16 protein-coding genes and 1 riboswitch are annotated in these 16,653 nt (G+C 67.8%); of the genes, 9 read left to right on the top strand and 7 right to left on the bottom strand.

Annotated features, from left to right (window positions below; genetic code table 11):
* Positions 1-143 precede the first annotated feature (143 nt).
* Positions 144-377, bottom strand: coding sequence for a PLDc N-terminal domain-containing protein (locus tag ABZ789_RS18875; protein ID WP_358426835.1), 234 nt, complete (start codon positions 375-377; stop codon positions 144-146).
* 87 nt (positions 378-464) lie between these two features.
* Here ABZ789_RS18875 and ABZ789_RS18880 point away from each other — a divergent pair, with 87 nt between their 5' ends.
* The 7 genes from ABZ789_RS18880 (at position 465) to ABZ789_RS18910 (ending at position 6,724) form a co-directional block, all read left to right on the top strand.
* Positions 465-1,934 carry an SDR family NAD(P)-dependent oxidoreductase gene (locus ABZ789_RS18880; protein ID WP_358426838.1) on the top strand — a complete coding sequence of 490 codons (1,470 nt, stop codon included), beginning with the start codon at positions 465-467 and terminating at the stop codon, positions 1,932-1,934.
* A gap of 124 nt (positions 1,935-2,058) precedes the next feature.
* Positions 2,059-2,427, top strand: coding sequence for a universal stress protein (locus ABZ789_RS18885; RefSeq protein WP_358426841.1), 369 nt, complete (start codon positions 2,059-2,061; stop codon positions 2,425-2,427).
* 45 nt (positions 2,428-2,472) lie between these two features.
* On the top strand, positions 2,473-2,853 hold the full coding sequence (locus tag ABZ789_RS18890; RefSeq protein WP_358426844.1) for a DUF2784 domain-containing protein: 381 nt from the start codon (positions 2,473-2,475) through the stop codon (positions 2,851-2,853).
* Between the two features lie 14 nt (positions 2,854-2,867).
* Complete coding sequence (locus ABZ789_RS18895) at positions 2,868-4,103, top strand: saccharopine dehydrogenase NADP-binding domain-containing protein (RefSeq protein ID WP_358426847.1); 1,236 nt, start codon at positions 2,868-2,870, stop codon at positions 4,101-4,103.
* Between the two features lie 296 nt (positions 4,104-4,399).
* Entirely contained in the window at positions 4,400-5,359 is a 960-nt protein-coding gene (locus ABZ789_RS18900; protein ID WP_358426850.1) for a sulfite exporter TauE/SafE family protein, read from the top strand.
* 93 nt (positions 5,360-5,452) lie between these two features.
* Positions 5,453-6,034 (top strand): hypothetical protein, encoded by a 582-nt coding sequence (locus ABZ789_RS18905; RefSeq protein WP_358426853.1) that lies wholly within the window; start codon positions 5,453-5,455, stop codon positions 6,032-6,034.
* Between the two features lie 81 nt (positions 6,035-6,115).
* Positions 6,116-6,724 (top strand): hypothetical protein, encoded by a 609-nt coding sequence (locus ABZ789_RS18910; RefSeq protein WP_358426856.1) that lies wholly within the window; start codon positions 6,116-6,118, stop codon positions 6,722-6,724.
* Here the strand turns inward: ABZ789_RS18910 and ABZ789_RS18915 are convergent.
* Genes ABZ789_RS18915 through mutA form a run of 4 tightly spaced genes read right to left on the bottom strand, consistent with a single transcriptional unit; the run spans position 6,664 to position 12,571 of the window.
* Positions 6,664-7,395 (bottom strand): lysoplasmalogenase, encoded by a 732-nt coding sequence (locus tag ABZ789_RS18915; RefSeq protein ID WP_358426859.1) that lies wholly within the window; start codon positions 7,393-7,395, stop codon positions 6,664-6,666. The two genes, ABZ789_RS18910 and ABZ789_RS18915, sit on opposite strands and share 61 nt — an antisense overlap.
* A gap of 3 nt (positions 7,396-7,398) precedes the next feature.
* A complete protein-coding gene (gene meaB / locus ABZ789_RS18920; RefSeq protein WP_358426862.1) occupies positions 7,399-8,451 on the bottom strand; it encodes a methylmalonyl Co-A mutase-associated GTPase MeaB in 1,053 nt (350 codons plus the stop codon).
* A gap of 7 nt (positions 8,452-8,458) precedes the next feature.
* The gene (scpA, locus tag ABZ789_RS18925; RefSeq protein ID WP_358426865.1) at positions 8,459-10,705 is read right to left on the bottom strand and encodes a methylmalonyl-CoA mutase; all 2,247 of its coding nucleotides are present in this window, start codon (positions 10,703-10,705) and stop codon (positions 8,459-8,461) included.
* Positions 10,706-12,571: a methylmalonyl-CoA mutase small subunit gene (gene mutA / locus ABZ789_RS18930; protein WP_358426867.1), complete on the bottom strand. Its 1,866-nt coding sequence runs from the start codon at positions 12,569-12,571 to the stop codon at positions 10,706-10,708. It lies immediately after the preceding gene.
* A gap of 275 nt (positions 12,572-12,846) precedes the next feature.
* Here mutA and ABZ789_RS18935 point away from each other — a divergent pair, with 275 nt between their 5' ends.
* Positions 12,847-13,527, top strand: a complete 681-nt coding sequence (locus ABZ789_RS18935) for a TVP38/TMEM64 family protein (protein WP_358427076.1) — start codon at positions 12,847-12,849, stop codon at positions 13,525-13,527.
* Between the two features lie 116 nt (positions 13,528-13,643).
* Here the strand turns inward: ABZ789_RS18935 and ABZ789_RS18940 are convergent, their stop codons facing one another.
* Both ABZ789_RS18940 and ABZ789_RS18945 read right to left on the bottom strand, forming a co-directional pair.
* Positions 13,644-13,853 carry a DUF2945 domain-containing protein gene (locus tag ABZ789_RS18940; RefSeq protein ID WP_358426870.1) on the bottom strand — a complete coding sequence of 70 codons (210 nt, stop codon included), beginning with the start codon at positions 13,851-13,853 and terminating at the stop codon, positions 13,644-13,646.
* Positions 13,854-13,925: 72 nt separating this feature from the next.
* Positions 13,926-15,251: a DUF2254 domain-containing protein gene (locus ABZ789_RS18945; RefSeq protein WP_358426873.1), complete on the bottom strand. Its 1,326-nt coding sequence runs from the start codon at positions 15,249-15,251 to the stop codon at positions 13,926-13,928.
* A gap of 164 nt (positions 15,252-15,415) precedes the next feature.
* A riboswitch (glycine riboswitch) is annotated at positions 15,416-15,506 on the top strand.
* Positions 15,507-15,648: 142 nt separating this feature from the next.
* Between ABZ789_RS18945 and ABZ789_RS18950 the strand changes: the two genes are divergently transcribed.
* Positions 15,649-16,647, top strand: a complete 999-nt coding sequence (locus ABZ789_RS18950) for a DMT family transporter (protein ID WP_358426876.1) — start codon at positions 15,649-15,651, stop codon at positions 16,645-16,647.
* Positions 16,648-16,653 lie beyond the last annotated feature (6 nt).

A 16,653-nucleotide genomic window follows, 5' to 3' on the forward strand; every position in this document is an offset into this window, starting at 1 on the left:
CAGATGGTTACCGAACCGGTCGCAGTCCTCCGCAAACGACATGATCGTCGCAACCTCTCGTTGAGAGTGTTGCGACGATCATGTGAACCCGCCGTATCGATTCGGGGCCTTCGCTTCGTCCGGCGTCTGCGCGGACGGTCCGGTCAGTCCCGGCGCCCCTTCCGGAAGTAGCGGATCGGGCCGAAGAAGTTCACCGCGATCGTCAGCGCCCAACGGAGTTTGCTGCCGTTGACCTTGTCGGCGGGCCGGGTCGCCAGATCGGCCCACGCCGCCACGGCGAGCGACAACTGCACCGACGCGAGCAGGAGCACGAAAAACTGCTGGGGACGGCTCAGTTCGGCGAACTTCTTCTTGGACAGGGGCGAGCTCGGGCTCATCGTTCCTCCGATACCTCTCATAGGGAATGCGGGTCCCATCATCCTGCCCGATACGATCGGACCACAGCACCACACGGAAAAAGGCAGATGAACCTCCACAGCGACACCACGGCCGAGGCCGAGACCCCCCGCCACACCCGTATCGATCCGACCGATCTCGCCACCTGCCTGAAGGTGCTCGATCAGGCCGCCGGCCTCGACGCCGACCATCCCGACGCCCTCACCGTGCAGCGCGCCGTGGGACACATGTTCAAGAAGTTCAAGAGACTGCGTCGCAACGAGGCACGCAAGGAGCGTGTGACCGCCGACCGCGAAGTCCTGTCCGCGACGGCCACGGGATCGCCGACCCGCATCGACGACGAAACGGCCGGGCTGCCGCTGACCTCCTCGACCCGCGGGGCGAGCGCCGGCACTCTCCTGCGGCCCCGCCACTGCTATGTCTGCAAGGACAAGTACACCCGGGTCGACGCCTTCTACCACCAGCTGTGCCCGACCTGCGCGGAGGAGAACCACGCCAAACGGGACGCGCGCACCGATCTGCGGGGCCGCCGCGCCCTGCTCACCGGCGGGCGAGCCAAGATCGGGATGTACATCGCGCTGCGCCTGCTCCGCGACGGCGCGCACACCACCGTCACCACCCGCTTCCCGAACGACGCGATCCGTCGCTTCACCGCGATGGAGGACAGTGGCGACTGGCTGCATCGGCTGCGCATCGTCGGCATCGACCTGCGTGACCCCGCCCAGGTGGTGGCCCTCGCCGACGATGTCGCGGCGCAGGGCCCCTTGGACATCCTCATCAACAACGCGGCCCAGACGGTGCGGCGCTCCCCCGGCGCCTACTCGGCGCTGGCCGAAGCGGAGGCCGATCCGCTGCCCGCCGGCCCGAGGCCCGAAGTCCTGACCTTCGGCAAGCCGTCGGACGCGCATCCGGCAGCGCTGGCGCGATCCCTGCCGGCCGAACTGTCCGCTCGGGCGCTGACCTCGCTGGCGCTGGTGGCCGGTTCGGCAACGCCCGAGCGGGTCGCGGCCGGCGTCGCCGTCGACGCCGGGGGCCTCCTACCGGATCTGGTGCACACCAACAGTTGGGTGCAGACGGTCGGCGAAGTCGAACCCCTCGAACTGCTCGAGGTCCAGCTGTGCAACTCGGTGGCGCCGTTCATCCTCGTCAATCGTCTGCGGCCGGCGCTCGCGGCGTCCCCCGCCCGGCGAAAGTACGTCGTGAACGTCTCCGCGATGGAAGGACAGTTCGGCGGGCGCCGCTACAAAGGGGCGGGACATCCGCACACCAACATGGCCAAGGCGGCCCTGAACATGCTCACCCGTACCAGTGCTGAAGAGATGCTCGGCGACGGCATCCTCATGACGGCCGTCGACACCGGGTGGATCACCGACGAGCGGCCGCACCACACCAAGATGCGGCTCGCCGAAGAGGGCTTCCACGCGCCCCTCGACCTCGTCGACGGTGCGGCCCGCGTCTACGACCCGATCGTGCAGGGTGAGGCAGGCACGGATCTGTACGGCTGCTTCCTCAAGGACTTCCGTCCCGCGCCGTGGTGAGCCCGGAGGCTCGGCACACCGCCGGCGGCGTATCGGAGACCGGCTCCATAACGCCGGTGATGGCCCGGCATCCGGGCGGCGGAGATAATGGAGGGCATCGCCCGGTTCCCGCTCGAGGAGAGTCATGACTGTCGCTGTCGTTCACGCCGATACCGCGGAAGGGCGTATCGCCCTGCAGGCCGCCGTGCGAGAGGCCGCCGATCGGCGAGAGCCGCTGGTGGTGCTCCACTCCCTCGACGAGCCCGACGAAGTGGAGGCGGTGCGGGCACAGGTGAGCGAGGCGATCGGGGACCACGGCTGGGAGTTGCTCTCGGCGGTCCACGACGGTGACCCCGTCGGCACGATCATCGAGTTGCTCGCGCGCAGCGAAGCCGAACGGGTGGTCGTCGGCAGCCGGGGACGCACGGCGACCGGAAAATTCCTGGTGGAACGCACGGTACAGCGGTTGATCGCCGAGTCGCCGGTACCGGTCCTGGTCATCAAGGCGGGCTGACCCAGGCTCTCCCGCCGCTGTCGCTGTTCGTTCTATCCTGGGCATATGGCGTTCCGGGTGGTCGCCGACCTCACGGCGTTCGTGCATCTCCTGTTCGTGCTCTACGTCGCGTTCGGTGGCTTCCTGGCGTGGCGGTGGCCCCGCACGATCGTCGCGCACGTCGCTGCGGTGCTGTGGGGAGGCGCCTCGGTGGCGGTGGGCTTCGACTGTCCGCTGACCGCGGCCGAGAACTGGGCGCGCCGCAATGCCGGCGAAGAGGGTATGCCGGCGAGCGGGTTCATCGATCACTATCTGACCGGGGTGATCTACCCGGAGTCGGCCCTCGGCGCGGTCCGCATGCTGGTCGCGGTTGCCGTAGTGCTGTCGTGGGCAGGGTGGTGGCACCGAAATCGGGTGGCAAAAGCCGACCACCGGACTTACTCGTGAGTAAGGTGGGGCGCATGACTGCCTCCCGCGATCTCGACATCGTCGTCTACGGCGCCACCGGCTTCGTCGGCCGCCTCACCGCCGCATATCTCGCCGAGCACCTGCCTGCCGACGTGGCGGTCGGACTCGCGGGCCGCTCACGCGCCAAACTCGAGAAGCTCGCCGCGGACCTCGGGACCGACTGGCGGATCATCGAGGCGAATGCCGACGACCCCGCATCGCTCACGACCCTGGCCGAGTCCACCCGAGTGGTCATCACGACCGTCGGCCCCTACGCCGCATACGGCCTGCCCCTCGTGCAGGCGTGCGCCGAAGCGGGCACCGATTACGTCGACCTCACCGGCGAAGTGCTCTTCCACCGCGAGAGCATCGACCGCTTCGACGAGGTGGCCCGACGCACCGGGGCACGTATCGTCCACTCGTGCGGTTTCGACTCCGTCCCGTCCGATCTCGGCGTCCACGCGATCTACCGCGCGGCGGAGGCCGACGGCACGCTGCCACTGACCGACACGACGTTCGTGCTGACCGCCCTGCGCGGTGGTGTCAGCGGCGGAACGATCGATTCGCTCCGACGGCAACTCGATGCGATCCGTAAAGATCCCGCAGCGCGGAAGATCGCGACCCGGCCGTACTCGTTGTCGCCGGACCCGGCCCGTGAACCCGATCTCGGACGCCAGAACGATTTCGCCTTCGCCGACGGTAAGTCCGTCGCCCCCGAACTCGCCGGACGGATGGCCCCGTTCGTGATGGCGTCCTACAACACGCGGATCGTGCGACGCAGCAATGCGCTGCGCGACTGGGCCTACGGACGGCGGTTCCGCTACCGCGAGGTGATGAGCGTCGGATCGTCCCCGCTGTCGCCCGTCTTCGCCGGTCTCGTCGCTGCGGGCACAGGAGCCCTCGCCGCCGGTCTGTCGTTCCCGCCCACGCGGTTCCTCCTCGACAAGATCCTCCCCGCTCCCGGCGAAGGACCGTCGGAGAAGACGCGCGAGAACGGTTACTTCACCGTCGAGGTGTACGCCTCGACCGAGTCCGGTGCCAGGTACACCGCCCGTTTCGGAGCGAAGGGCGATCCGGGCTACAAGGCCACGGCCGTCATGCTCGCCGAATCGGCCCTCTCACTCGCGCTCGGCGGTGCCGCACTGCACGCCGGGGGCGGGGTTCTCACCCCGGCGGTGGCTTTCGGGGACGTGCTCACCGAACGGCTCCGCGCCGCCGGTTTCGAGATCACCGCCCGCCGCCTGAACTGACCGATCCGGGCCGCTTCCCCGGGCGAAGGGGAAATCGCCCCGGCGAATGTTGCCGCGTCGCGGGTACGGGCTATGCTCGACCGAACCGAACCCTCGGCACGAGGGAAGAAAGCTGAGGACGACACATGGATGCGACGAGTATCGAGGCGGCTCCGGCCACTCGTCTCGCGCTCATGTCGTTCTGGCCCACCCGCCGTGGCGCCTGCTTCGATTGTCTGTGTTGCATCCAGGAGTGTCGCTGAGCGCTGTGTCGCTCATCCATCTTCTCGGGTTCTTCCAGCTTTCGGAGCCAATGCATGTTCAATCTCCTCATTTTCACGCTCGTCGGTGCCGGCGCACAGCTCGTCGACGGCGCCCTCGGCATGGCGTTCGGTGTCACCGCAACGACCCTGTTGTTGTTCAGCGGTGTCGGTCCGGCCCACGCCAGCGCGGCGGTGCATCTCGCGGAGGTCGGTACCACCCTCGTCTCGGGTGCCTCGCACTGGCGCTTCCGCAACATCGACTGGAAGGTCGTGCTGCGGCTCGGTGTGCCCGGAGCCATCGGTGCATTCCTCGGTGCGACCGTGCTGTCGGGGCTGTCGACCGAAGCTGCCGAGCCGGTCACCGCCGGAATTCTGCTGGCCATCGGCGTGTACGTGGCATTGCGGTTCTCGGTGCGGCCGCCGGCGGTGGCACACGCACGCACCTCCCCGCACACCGCCAAGTTCCTGTCGCCGCTGGGCTTCTTCGGCGGGTTCATCGACGCGAGCGGTGGTGGCGGATGGGGGCCGATCACCACCAGCACCCTGCTCTCGCGGGGCAAGACGGCCCCGCGCACCGTGATCGGGTCGGTAAGCGCATCGGAGTTCCTCGTCGCGGTTGCGGCGAGCGTGGGTTTCCTGTTCGGTCTCGGCCACGAATCGCTCGGCAATCTGGTGATCGTCGCCGGCCTCGCCCTCGGTGGCGCCGTCGCAGCTCCTCTTGCGGCCTGGCTCGTCAGCCGCGTCCCGGCGACACTGCTGGGCACCGGTGTCGGTGGCGTCATCGTGCTGACCAACGCCCACAAACTGGCCGGGACGTTCGGCCTCACCGGTGCGGCACTGGCCGTGCTCTACCTCGGCATCGTGGTGGCGTGGATCGCCCTTCTGGTCGTCTCCTGGAAGCGCTCGCGCCTGACCCGTGCGGAGAAGAGCGGTTCGCTCGAGCCGCTGGCCCAACCGACCCCGGCGACCCTACTCGAAGTCACGGACACCACCGCTCCGAGGCACATCTCCTGATCCAAAAGGTGCCAGGGCACAACAAAATTCGTTCGAATTCCGCCCTGTCACCACAGCCTCCCGGCAAGGCGCGACAATCGCTATCATCCCCGCGTGCGACAAAATCGAGTACATACGAGTGCCTTCGTCTTCCTCGCTGCCGGCGTGGCTCTGACCGGCTGTACGTCCGGCGAGGACACCACGGTCGGCATCCGTAACGCCGCGGACGCCGGATCCACGACATCCGCCGCCGCCGCCTCGCCGTATCTCGTGCGGATCGCGCAGAACTACCCCACCTGCGAGGCCATCGGGGCCACCCTCGAGCGGTACATCGACGGCCTTGCCCCCGCACCCTCCGGTGTCGTGAGCAGCCAGAGGGTGAACTGCGTTTGGGAACCCGCGAACGGCGAACCTGCCTCCGGAATCCGGTCCGTCGAGGTCGTCGTCGAACCCGAGACCGTCACTCCCGCCACGGCCGCGAAGACCGGCCTCGTGGTGCTTCCCGACACCGCCATCGAGGCGGCCGGCGGATTCGCGCACAGCATGCCGATCAACATGGCCGGCACCGCCTTCACCGCGACCGGCGTCGAACTTCCTCAGGCTTCGGTGTCGATCACCGTCGGTGGCCGGGACGCCACGAAGGTCCTCGATCCCGCCGGGGGCGTGGCGGTCGCCAAACAGCTTCTCGGCTTGTAGGGACACGCTTGCAGGGACATATTGTGCGGCTCGGTCGCATAGTGGGGATCAAGATCACCTACGGTTGGTCCTGACGCTACGATGCGCCGTGTGAATCTCACCCGTTACGCGGTCGCATCCGCGACCCTTGCCGGCGCCCTGCTCGTCGGCGCCTGTTCCGCCGGCGACGACACCTCGTCCGGTCCCGACGAACCGGACACCGGCACTGCGAGCTTCGACGCCGATACCCTCGGCGATCAGAGCGGACTCGGAAGCGACCTCGTCGCCCGTTTCGGCTCCTGCGACGACGTCGCGCCCGCGGTCGCCCCCTACATCGAAGGGTTGACCCTGCGCTCGTCGAGCGGTGTGGACGAGTACAGCGTCTATTGCGCGTGGGAGACGCCGGACGACGCCGCCGGCCTCGAGGAGATCCGGTCGGTGGAGATCGTGATGGCTCCGGGCTCCGGAACCGTACCGTCGGCGAGCGACCTCGAGACCGGCGGTCTCGTGCTGATTCCCGACGCCGAGATCGAGGCCGCGGGCGGCGTCGCCTACACCATGGGCCAGGCCGTCTCGACCGTGGCCGTCTCGGTCACCCAGATCCAGCTTCCCGACGTGGAGGTGTCGATCAGCGGCGGTCAGTGGGGCGATCAGCCGTCGCTCGACGCACCGACATCCGTGGCCGTCGCCAAGGAACTGCTCGACCTGTAGAACCGTCCGTGCTGATCGTGCGCGGTGAGCACACCGCGCACGATCAGCACCTGCGCCAGGATGTAGGTGGCCATGATCCACACTCCCGGCAGAGGAAGCGCGAGTCCGTCCACGAAGGCACGCACGGCGATCAGCGAATCGGACACGACGAACAACACCGCGCCGACCGCAGCGGAGCGGGACACACCGGTCGCGAGTACGGCCATCGTCGCCAGCGCCGTTCCGTAGACCGCAACCGCCACGACCAGCATCCCCGCACCGGGCGCACACAGGGCGACCAGCGTCACCACCGCGGCCGCGTAGACCGCGATCACCCAGCGGCGCGTGTCCAGCACGCTGCCGTGCCGGTACGGCACGAACGCGAAGATGTAGGTGAGCTGGGCGCACAGGAAGAAACCCACGAGCACGAGGAACGATGCATCACCGTCGACGAGATCCGGCGCGGCATCACCGAACCACGAGAAAGTCAGGGCCACCAGCGTCCACGCGACGAGACGCGAGCGTGGCCGAGTCGTGATCAGCGCCAGTCCGACGGCGAGCAGCGGCATGAGAAACCACTGCGAGACATCGGTGAATGCCGACTCCGCCGCCACAACCTGCGAGACGAGGTGGGCCACCGCCACGAGCGCGAACAGGCCGAAGGCGAGGTAGGCGATCGCGCGGCGGCCCACTGCCTACGAGTCCTCGCCGTCGGCGGTCTTCGCCTGCTCGACCCCATCGAAGGCGTCGAGCAGGCGCTGTGCGGCGAGCGCTGCGGTGAGCGACCCGTCCCGCACCCCTGATTCGACGTCCTTACGGATCGCCCGGACGCGCGGCGACGTCTCGAGTCGCCGCAACAACTGGTCGTGCACCATCGTCCACGTCCAGTCCACCTGCTGGCGGCGGCGGTTCTCCTCGAACAGACCGGCTTCGGTGAGCACCTTCTTGTGTTCGAGGACCGTGCCCCAGAAGGTGTCCAGCCCCTCGCCTTCGAGACCGCTCATCGTGATCACCGGTGGCTTCCAGATCGCATCGTGCGGATGCACCATGCGCATCGCGCCCGCGAGTTCACGAGCCGCCACGCGTGCGTCACGTGCATGCTCTCCGTCGGCCTTGTTCACCGCCACCAGATCGGCGAGTTCGAGCACGCCCTTCTTGATGCCCTGCAGCTGGTCTCCGGTTCGGGCCAGAGTCAGGAAGCAGAACGTATCGACCATGTTCGCCACGGTCACCTCGGATTGCCCGACACCGACGGTCTCGACGAGGATCACGTCGAACCCGGCGGCCTCGAGGAGCACCATGGTCTCGCGGGTGGCCTTCGCCACGCCGCCGAGGGTGCCGGCGGACGGTGACGGCCGGATATACGCGTCCCGCTGCACCGCAAGGCGCGCCATGCGTGTCTTGTCACCGAGGATCGAACCACCCGTGCGAGTCGACGACGGGTCGACGGCCAGAACCGCGACACGATGTCCCTGCTCGAGCAGAAGCATGCCCAGCGAGTCGATGAAGGTCGACTTGCCGACGCCGGGCACACCCGTGATACCCACCCGAATCGCGTTGCCCGCGTGCGGGAGCAGGCGCAACAGCAGCTGCTGCGCCTGCTCCCGATGGTCGTCGCGAGTCGACTCGATCAACGTGATCGCCCGCGCGAGGCCTGCCCGCTCGTTCGCGAGCACGGCTTCGGCGAGGGCGTCGACGTCGACCGGGCGGCGGCGGGTCCGCGCGGCGTCGACCGAGGTGTCGCTCATGCCGACGTCAGTCCCCGAGCTGGTGGCCGAGCTGGGCGGCGAGCTTGGTCAGCAGACCCGACGCCGCATCTGCGATCACGGTGCCGGGCGGGAAGATCGCCGCTGCACCGGCCGCGTAGAGCTCGTCGAAGTCACCCGGCGGGATGACACCACCCACGACGATCATGATGTCCTCGCGGCCCACCTCGGCCAGTGCCTGCTTGAGGGCAGGGACCAGCGTCAGGTGACCCGCGGCCAACGACGACACGCCGATGACGTGCACGTCGTTGTCGGCCGCCTGCTGGGCGACCTCTTCGGGGGTCTGGAACAGCGGTCCCACGTCGACGTCGAAGCCGAGATCGGCGAAGGCCGTGGCGATCACCTTCTGACCTCGGTCGTGACCGTCCTGACCCATCTTCGCGACGAGGATGCGCGGGCGGCGGCCCTCTTCCTCGGCGAACTTCTCGACCAGCTCGGTCGCGGCGCTGATATTGGTGGCCTTACCGGCCTCGTCGCGGTACACGCCGCTGATCGTACGGATCTCGGCCTGGTGGCGGCCGTAGACCTTCTCGAGGGCGTCGGAGATCTCGCCGACGGTCGCCTTCGCGCGTGCCGCATCGATGGCCAGCGCGAGGAGATTGTTCTCGAGACCCTGGCTCTGTGCACCAGCGGCGCGGGTGAGCGCGTCGAGCGCAGCGCGGGTGGCGTCCTCGTCCCGGTCTGCGCGCAGCTGCTCGAGCTTGGCGATCTGCTCGGCCCGCACACGCGAGTTCTCGACCTTGAGGACCTCGATCTCGTGGTCCTCGGTCACCTGGTACTTGTTGACGCCGATGACCGGCTGGCGACCCGAGTCGATGCGCGCCTGGGTGCGGGCGGCCGCCTCCTCGATGCGCAGCTTCGGGATTCCCTCCGAAATCGCTTGTGCCATACCGCCGGCAGCTTCGACCTCGGCAATGTGAGCTCGCGCCTTGTTGGCGAGCTCGTGGGTGAGCCACTCGACGTAGTGCGAGCCGCCCCACGGGTCGATGGGCCGCGTGGTGCCCGACTCCTGCTGCAGCAGCAACTGGGTGTTGCGTGCGATACGGGCCGAGAAGTCGGTGGGCAGCGCCAACGCCTCGTCGAGCGCGTTGGTGTGCAGCGACTGGGTGTGCCCCTGGGTCGCGGCCATCGCCTCGACGCACGTGCGCGCGACGTTGTTGAACACGTCCTGCGCGGTGAGCGACCAACCGGAGGTCTGCGAGTGGGTGCGCAGCGACAGCGACTTCGGGTTCTTCGCACCGAACTTCGCGACGAGCTCACTCCACAGCAACCGGCCTGCGCGGAGCTTGGCGACCTCCATGAAGAAGTTCATGCCGATCGCCCAGAAGAACGACAGTCGCGGCGCGAACTTGTCGACGTCCATCCCCGCGTCGAGACCGGCGCGGATGTACTCCATGCCGTCCGCCAAGGTGTAGGCGAGCTCGAGGTCGGCCGTGGCTCCGGCTTCCTGGATGTGGTAGCCGGAGATCGAGATCGAGTTGAACCGCGGCATCTTCGCCGAGGTGTACGCGAAGATGTCGGAGATGATCCGCATCGACGGCTTCGGCGGGTAGATGTAGGTGTTGCGGACCATGAACTCCTTCAGAATGTCGTTCTGAATGGTTCCGGCCAGCTGCTCGGGCTTGACGCCCTGTTCCTCCGCCGCCACGACGTACAGCGCCAGGATCGGCAGCACCGCACCGTTCATGGTCATCGACACCGACACCTGCGACAGATCGATGCCGTCGAAGAGCTGCCGCATGTCGAGGATCGAATCGATCGCGACACCTGCCATACCGACGTCGCCCTGCACCCGCGGGTGATCGGAGTCGTAGCCGCGGTGCGTTGCCAGGTCGAAGGCGACCGACAGGCCCTTCTGCCCGGCAGCGAGGTTACGCCGGTAGAAGGCGTTGGACTCGGCGGCGGTGGAGAAGCCCGCGTACTGGCGGATGGTCCACGGCTGGTTCACATACATCGTCGGGTACGGTCCGCGCACGAACGGCGCCAGACCCGGGTAGCTGTCGAGCGGGTATCCGTCGGCGACGACGGCGTCGCGGTCGGCCTTGGTGTAGACCGGCTTGACGTCGATGCCCTCGGGCGTCGACCACACGACGTCTTCGGTGGTGTAGTTGTTCGCCTCAGCGACGGACTCGACGAGCGCGGCGGCCTGCTCCGCGGTGGGAGCGGCGGGTCCCGGCTCGGTCGGGTCCGTCAGCGGGACGTCGGCGAAGCTGCCGATTTCGTGTTCGATGCTCACTTACGCTCCCAGAGTGTTCAGCAGGTCGGTGAGGGCGGCGACGGCGTCGATGCGCGCGGTGAGGAATCCGTCCGGACGATCGTCGCCCTGCACATCTCCCACGGCCTTCTCGGGGCCGGCGAGCAGCACCGTCGCGATACCCGCCGCACGCAACGCAGCGGTAGCGGTAGCGGCCTGCTCGCCGTAGCGAGCATCGGTACCACACAACACGGCGACCGACGTGCCGGTCTCGTTCACCAGCGACGACAGGTCGGCGTCGAGATCGAGCGGTCCGGGGTTGATCGCTTCGATGCCGCCGGCGGCGAGCAGGTTCGCAGCGAAGGTCGCGCGCACGTTGTGTTCGGCGATCGGGCCGAGCGGGGCGAGCAGCACCCGCGGCCGCACACCGTGCGATGCCAGATGGATGTCCGACCGGTCGCGCAGCGCTTCGAACGGCGCGGCGTAACGGGCTGCGAACGCACCGGCCTCGGCAGCACCGACGGGCAGCGGCTTCTCGGCCAGATTCGGGAACTCGTTGACACCGGTCACCGAGAACTTGCGGTGGGCGACGTCGGACTCACGGCGTGCCCGGGTCGCGGCGACACGCTCGGCGATCAGCCCGGCATCGAGGGCGGCGCGGTATCCACCGGCTGCCTCGATCTGCTGGAAGAAGCTCCACGCCTTCTCGGCGATCTGCGCGGTCAGTTCCTCGACGTACCACGAGCCCGCAGCGGGGTCGAGCACGCGACCGAGGTTGGACTCCTCGAGCAGCAGCAGCTGGGTGTTGCGGGCGATGCGGGCGGAGAACGCCTCGGAGACCTCGAGCGCTCCGGCCGGCAGAGCAGCGTCGAACGGCAGGACCGTTACGGCGTCGGCGCCGCCGACGCCTGCTCCGAAGGCAGCGAGAGTGGTGCGGAGCATGTTCACCCACGGGTCACGCTGGGACATCATCGCGGCCGAGGTCACCGCGTGCTGCGGGGCGTTGCCGGCTTCGGCAGCGCCGGCGACCTGGGCGACACGCGCCCACACCTGACGTCCGGCCCGGAACTTGGCGATGGTCTGGAACTGGTCGTCGGTCGCGGCGAGACGGAACTCGAGCTGTCCGAGCGCTGCGGCGACCGGCATCCCGGCAGCGACGAGTTCACGCACGTAGTCGAGTCCGGCGGCGATCGCCGCACCGAGCTCCTCGGCGTCGGACGAACCCGCGTTGTGGAAAGCGGTGCCGTCCACGGTGAGGGCGCGGACTGCCTCGGCGCGGTCGGCGGCGGCCCGGGCCAGCTCGACGGCCTCGGCGACGGTGATGTCGCTGCGACCGGAGAACGCGCTCGTCAGCGGTGCGGCACCGAGGGAGATGTGCACTGCGGCGCGATCCTCGATGTCGGTACGGGAGTCGAGCACGGCGTACACGGCGGTGGCCGCTGCGATCGCGTCGGCACCGGCATCGAGGCGCACGGGCGCGAGGTCGAGGAGGACTCCGTTGAGGGCGGTGTCGAGAGCATCCACCGGTACGGCGCCGGCACCGGTCTCGAGCCACACCGAGCTGACGCCGTTGTTCAGGGCGTCGAGGATCCGCTCGTTGACCGAGGCTGCGTCGGTGCCGGTGAACCGGGCGTCGACGCGCCAGCCGCTGTTGACGTCACGCGTGGACGATCCGCCGCGGACGAACGGGAACTCGCCGGGCAGCGGCGCTTCGTCGCGCTCCTCGCGGCTGCTGTACAGCGGCGCGACGGTGACGTCGTCGTAGGTGGTGGTCTCGAGCAGACGCTGCGGCTCGGGTCCGAGTTCGGCCGGGTCGACGCGTCGGGACTTGGCCAGCACCCCCGCCACCGCGTCCTGCCACTGCGCATATGCGCGCGCGGCATCCTCGGCTTCTGCAGCTAATGACACGGGCGATTCCTCCTACTGCGGGTTTGCAGACTTTGTACGGACGGCGTTGTCGGCCGGAGGTGGACAACCACGGAAAGGTTAGGTTGCCGTGGCTGTGATGCTAGCCCCCCACACCGCACGGCCGTTGTGGGGATCACCACAGTTTTTCTAGCGATCGATAACGAAGCCGTCCACAGGAACGGTATCGTGTCCACGCCCGGAGGCCGCTCGGGGGAAGCGAATGCGGCCGAGCGGTAGTGTGAACGCCCGTGACGAGGCTTGCCGCAGACCGCAGAGTGCTCGGCACACTGGGTCTACTGGCGGCACTTGTCGTTGCAGCTCTGGTGATGCCGCACCCGTCGATCGCCCAGATCCGCGAATGGTCCGAATCGGTGGACGGCCCCACACTGCCCCTGATCTTCTTCACCGTTCACGCATTGGTGACGATCATGCCGGTGCCACGAACCGTCTTCACACTCAGCGCCGGCGTGTTGTTCGGCAGCGCCGTCGGCATCGGGGTGACCATCGCCGCCACCACGGTCAGCGCGGTCCTCGCCTTCCTGCTCGTACGGGCTGTCGGACGCAAGGCCGTCCAGGCACGGCTCACACACCCGGCGGCGCGGGCGATCGATCTGCGCCTGGCCCGACGCGGGTGGCTCGCAGTGGGCTCGCTGCGGCTGATCGCAGCCGCCCCGTTCTTCGTCGTGAACTGTTGCTGTGCCGTCTCTGCGGTACGACTGGTGCCCTATACGCTCGCCACGGTGGTCGGCATCCTGCCCGGCACCGTGGCGGTCGTGCTGCTCGGCGACGCACTGACCGGCCGGACGGATCCGCGGCTGATGGTGATCACGGGAGTGTGCATGGCTCTCGGCGCGGCAGGCCTGTTGCTCGAGGCGCGACTTCCCCCACCTGCCGGTTCCGCGCTCGATGCCGCGGGTGAGGCGCTGCCCACCTCGAGGTCCAGCCTGGAGGCTTGATTTTCTGATATCAAGCCACCAAGCTTGACCTATCATCGGTACATCCGCCTCGGTCCTGTGGGCGGTTGCGGTCTGCGGCGTCGGTCGGGCACTGATCACCTGACGAACTGCCGCAGTCAGATCTTCTTCAGTGCACCACCCTTGTGCATGGCGACGTGGTCGGTCTTGTCGCTCCGGATCTCGTACTGCGGATCGTGCTCACTGCAACGACGCATGCGTCCCTCGAACTCCACATCCTCGGTGTGCTTCTCGATGATCACACCCTCGACATATCCGGCCTCCGAGTTCCATCGGACGTGGTCCCCTACGGAGAAATTCGTCGCCACGGTTTCTTCCCTTCGACGGACGGCTTCCCGTGCAGAACGGGTAGCCGCCGGTCACCGGTCCTACACGGCGGGTCACGACAGTCGATGTTCGGCGGGATCCGTCGCCGACTCGGCGACCGCGCGGAAGCGCTCCACGTCCTCCGGATGGAACTCCGGCCGATCGACCACCGCGTCGACGAGCAGACGCAACTGGTACTGCAAGGCAGGTACGTATTCGGTGCGGTCGTGCTCCGAGACGTAGTCCAGGAGCATGCGCAGCACCCGGGCGAGCGCCGTGGCGACATGCAGCTGCGCGGAACCTGCCTGACGGATCTGCTCGAAGGCGTGGTCGATGTATTCCTCGGGAGACAGGATCCACGGGCGCAGCAGAATCCGGTTCTCCGGCCCCGCGATCACCGGCGCAGGACTGTCGGTGATCAGCAACGTACGCAGCAGACTGCCGAGCCGCAGAACCACTTCGGTCGCGGTCGTCGGGTCGTTGATCGCCTGACTCAGCGCGCGCAGCGCGATGTCGACCAGTTGCCGCAGCGCGAAATCCACGTCCTCTTGCATGGTGCGGGCATCGGAGATCTCCACCGCCGACTCGAGTAGCCGTAGCGTCGCAGCCCGATCCGGTGTCGGATGAACCCGCAGCAGCGGCTCTCCGCGGTGGATGTATGCGCCGGGCCGTGTCTCCAGTCGCACCACCGTCCCCGCAGGTACCACGGCCAGCACGAGTTCCGCCGGCGCCTGCGTCACCCAGCCGTCGCGCGGAGCGTACACCGTCGTTCCTTCATCGAAATCCGGCTCCGGTACCCCCTCGGCGCGGATCTCGCGATGCGCACTCCTGCCCGCACTCGATATGACCATCTCGGCTTCCGACGCGATACTTCGCACGACCTCACCGACCTGCAATCCGTGGGCAAGCCGATTGAGATAGGCGATGATGAGCACCACGGTCGCCACCGCGAGGGCCACTGCGAGGGTGGTCGAGATCGTCGGGGCAGGTGCGGCTTCGTCCGCACCGATGTGCCGTAGCGTGAGTACGCAGTAGACGAAGGTCGCCACCAGCATCCCGATCACCGTCTGGCTGACCCGATCTCGGATGAAGGACCGCATCACACGCGGCGAGAACTGACTACTGGCCAACTGCAAGCTCACGACCGTCAGCGAGAATACGACGCCGGCAGTGGTGATCGTGGCACCCGCCACGGTGCTCAGCAGCCAGACCGCCGCGTTGCTGTTCATCTTCAGTCCCCACGAGAAGGGACCGACCGTCCGGTCGATGTAGCCGCTCACCTCTGCGACTACGGCTCCCGCAAGGACGATGAGGGCAGGCAGGCCGAACAGACTTTCCCGAAATCGGTACGTGCCCGCGGCGAATCGCAACTGCATCCATGATCTCGGAACGATGGTCATGTCGATCACGCTATCGGCGCACCGGGTCGCTCCGCCCCAGAGCGAGCGCCTCGCTCCGGTCGTGCGCCGAACACCGCCGTGAACGGCTTGCGCCGATGCAGATCGCTACCGCGCAGACTTACGAAGGACCATGGCATACTTTGTCGCAACAACTGAACAGCCACCGAACCGCGGCGGGAGAGTCCCGCACACAGCGGGCGCCGAAGGAGCAACCTCCCCGGGAATCTCTCAGGCCCCCAAGACCGCCACGGCGAGGCTCCTCTGGAAAGCAACTCTTCCGGGTTCACCGAAGGTGTAAGCGGATCACGTCCGCGAAAGCTCTCAGGTCCGATGACAGAGCGGGGAACGACAACACCCGCTGGTGCTCACTTCGTGCACCCTGTCCTGAGGAAGACGTGTGACCGTTTCCCTGGGCGCGCCGTCGCGCGTCGTGAGTTCGCATTCGGCGCTGCTGCGCCCCACCAGCTCCCGGACCGCGCCGCCGGGCGGCCCGGTTCTCCCCGATCCTCCTGCGCCCACCAGCCGTCAGCTCGGAATCGTCGCGATCGTATTGTCGGCGACAGCGATGGGCGCCGCAGGACTGTTCGGCCGCAAGGCCACACCCGACGGTGCTGTACTCGGCGAGGCACTCACACTCGGGCGCATGGTCGTCGGGGCCGCCGGCATGCTCGTGTTGATCGCACTGTCCCGGCGTCTCGGACACTTGCGCCGAACCCGTCTGTCCTGGTCCGTCGTGGGTGGAGGCGTTCTCCTCGGCCTGTCCCTGGCAACCTATCTGTCCGCGACCGTCCTGACCGACCTCTCACGGGCGGTGGTGCTCCATTATCTCGGACCGGTCGTCGCTACCGTTCTCGCCCGGATCCTCCTGAAAGAGTCGATCCGTCGCCTCGACGCCCTGTCCATCGGAACAGCCTTCACCGGAATGCTTCTCGCTGCCGGGTTCGTCGGCGACAACCGCGCCGGCGGTGAGCACGAGACGCTGGGCACCGTACTCGGCGTGGCCTCGGGGATCTTCTACGGCGCCGCGCTGCTGTGCTACCGATATCGCACCGACATGTCCTCCGACGCCCGGTGCTTCTGGAACTTCGTGTTCGGTGCCGTCGCGGCAGGCGCAATGGTGCTTGCGACCAGGCCGGACATGTCGGGTATGACTGCGGGCCATTGGATCTGGGCCGGAGGTTTCTTCGTCGTCTGCGGCCTTTTTGCGCTGGGTCTGCTCGTGGTGGCCGGAAAGCACCTCCGTGCGGCGGAGTTGTCCGGGCTGTCCTACCTCGAAGTCGTGGTCGCGCTCCTGATCGGGATGATGGCCTTCGGGGAGTCCGTGACGCTGCTTGCCGCAGCCGGCGCCGGGCTGATCATCGTGGCGATGGCACTGCCGATGTTCGCCCGACGGTGACGAAGA

It is taken from the genome of Rhodococcus sp. NPDC047139, from assembly GCF_040643435.1.
Lineage (GTDB): Bacteria > Actinomycetota > Actinomycetes > Mycobacteriales > Mycobacteriaceae > Rhodococcus.